The sequence below is a fragment of the Vibrio profundi genome (genome assembly GCF_043642225.1).
Classification (GTDB): domain Bacteria; phylum Pseudomonadota; class Gammaproteobacteria; order Enterobacterales; family Vibrionaceae; genus Vibrio; species Vibrio profundi_A.
In genome coordinates this window covers 1-2,170 of sequence record NZ_JBHZSF010000036.1, presented here as the reverse complement: position 1 = coordinate 2,170, position 2,170 = coordinate 1, and the positions used below count along the sequence as shown (strand labels likewise).

At 46.9% G+C, this 2,170-nt stretch carries 1 protein-coding gene; it reads left to right on the top strand.

Annotated features, from left to right (window positions below; genetic code table 11):
* Positions 1–583: 583 nt before the first annotated feature.
* Entirely contained in the window at positions 584–2,056 is a 1,473-nt protein-coding gene (ltrA, locus tag ACHUFI_RS22310) for a group II intron reverse transcriptase/maturase (protein WP_057622024.1), read from the top strand.
* The last annotated feature ends 114 nt before the right edge of the window (positions 2,057–2,170 follow it).

Sequence of the window (2,170 nt, the reverse complement as noted above, 5' to 3'; positions counted from 1 at the left end):
TGTCCGTGCGACGTGAAGTCGCATGAAGCGCTGTTCACCGCGATAAGAGTGAACCGTTTGTATCACCAGACGACCCTAAGGCTCTGAATAAAGCAGCGAGCCTGACAATGTAACGAAGTTTGGCACTGTGCCAAACGGGAGCAGAACCGTGAGGGAATGCTCCTCCTGATAACCACGAATTGGGTGAGTGCTAGGGAATCAGTATGATGAACGAAAGTGAATCCATGTAAGGTGCGTTATACGTGAAGCAGCGGAAGTGGTTAATACGCTGTGGCCAAACGGCGATGGGAGTAGGAAAGAGGTTGGACAATACTCTTTCGTGATCGATAGGCTCCTCGCACTATAGTGGGCATCTACCCTGATATTGCGCGACATGCGGAACACGGTAAGCCAGTATCGTTCCTTCGGGAAAGCTGTCTGTGAAGAGAGCCGATAGCGGTGCTGGTAAAGGAGGTTGGAAAAAGCGAATGCTGCATTGTAATGATGCAGATACAGACGGATGTTTGACACGAAAGTGTGCCCACTTCCAACTGGTCTCCCATTGCAAGATGATTTGGAAAACTTTATTTAAGAAGGAACGCAGATGATCTCTTCTCATGAAGTGAGTGCCCCTTCTGGCAGCGCCCAATGGCAATCCATCGACTGGAAAGCGGTTGAGCGCCATGTGTTAAGGCTCCAGATGCGCATTGCAAAAGCAATCCGAGAAGGTAAACACGGTAAGGCGAAAGCACTACAGTGGATACTGACTCACTCGAAAGCAGCAAAACTTCTCGCTGTTCGTCGAGTATCACAAAACAAAGGCAGTAAAACGCCAGGAATTGACGGCGACATCTGGAACACCGATGCACGTCGAATGGCGGCAGTCAGCTTACTGAGCAGAAAAGGCTATCGAGCTAAACCGCTCAGAAGAATCTATATCCCGAAGAAAAACGGCAAACTTAGACCATTAGGTATCCCGTGTATGATAGACCGAGCGCAACAAGCGTTACATCTTCTAGCACTAGAACCTATATCGGAAACAATTGCCGACCCTAACAGCTATGGCTTTAGACCTAACCGAAGCGCAGCCGATGCAATACAGCAGTGCTTCAAATGCCTGTGCAAAAAGGGAGCAGCACAATGGGTTCTTGAGGGGGATATCAAAGCTTGTTTCGACAAGATAGGTCACCAGTGGCTACTTGATAATGTCCCGACAGACAAAAGGATGCTCAAGCAATGGCTGGAATGTGGCTATATAGACAAAGGGCTATTCTACAAAACGGCAGAGGGAACACCACAAGGCGGGATAATTTCACCCACCCTGATGTTGCTCACTCTTGTCGGACTAGAAAAGTTAATTAAATCTATCGCTCGCAAGACAGGTAGCAGAGTAAACTTTATAGGTTATGCTGACGACTTTGTTATCACGGGGTCTTCAAAGGAAGTCCTAGTGAATGACATTAAGCCGCAACTGATGGCTTTCTTACAAGAAAGAGGTTTAGCGCTTTCTGAAGAGAAAACGCACGTTACTCATATCAATGATGGTTTTGACTTTCTTGGCTTCAACGCCAGAAAGTACAAAGGGAAACTGCTCATTAAACCGAGCAAATCCAACGTATTATCATTCTTACGAAACATGCGTGACCTCATTAGAAAACACGCAACAATCCCAGTAGCCGATCTCATTAAGATGATGAATCCAAAGCTACGAGGATGGGCGAATTACTATCGCCACTGTGTTGCTAAACAAACCTTCGGCTATGTTGGTCATCAGATGTTTCTAGCGTTATGGCGATGGTCAGTCAGGCGTCACCCAAACAAGGGACGTAAATGGATCGCACACAAGTACTTTCTAAACTATCAAGGGCAATGGATTTTCCATGGCTGGTTTAAAAAGGATGGACTGTATGGCGTGATCCGACTGTTTCAAATCGGTCAAGTGCCAATCAAGCGACATGTAAAAATCATGAGTCAAGCGACCCCGTTCGATCCTTTTTGGGAAGGTTTTCTCAATGAACGTAAGGTGAAAAATACAGGTCGTAACTCATGGTTTGATCCTGTCGCCACTGCTTTGTGAGTTGCTGGGTAACAATAACGCCTTAGTGGAGGCTTGAGCCGTATGCAGTGAAAGTTGCACGTACGGTTCTTAGGAGGGCGGCATCTGGTAACAGGTGTCGCCTATCCGACAAAA

Excerpts from the sequence above, each read along its gene's own strand:
- ltrA (WP_057622024.1), top strand. The coding sequence starts at position 584 with ATGATCTCTTCTCATGAAGTGAGTGCCCCTTCTGGCAGCGCCCAATGG.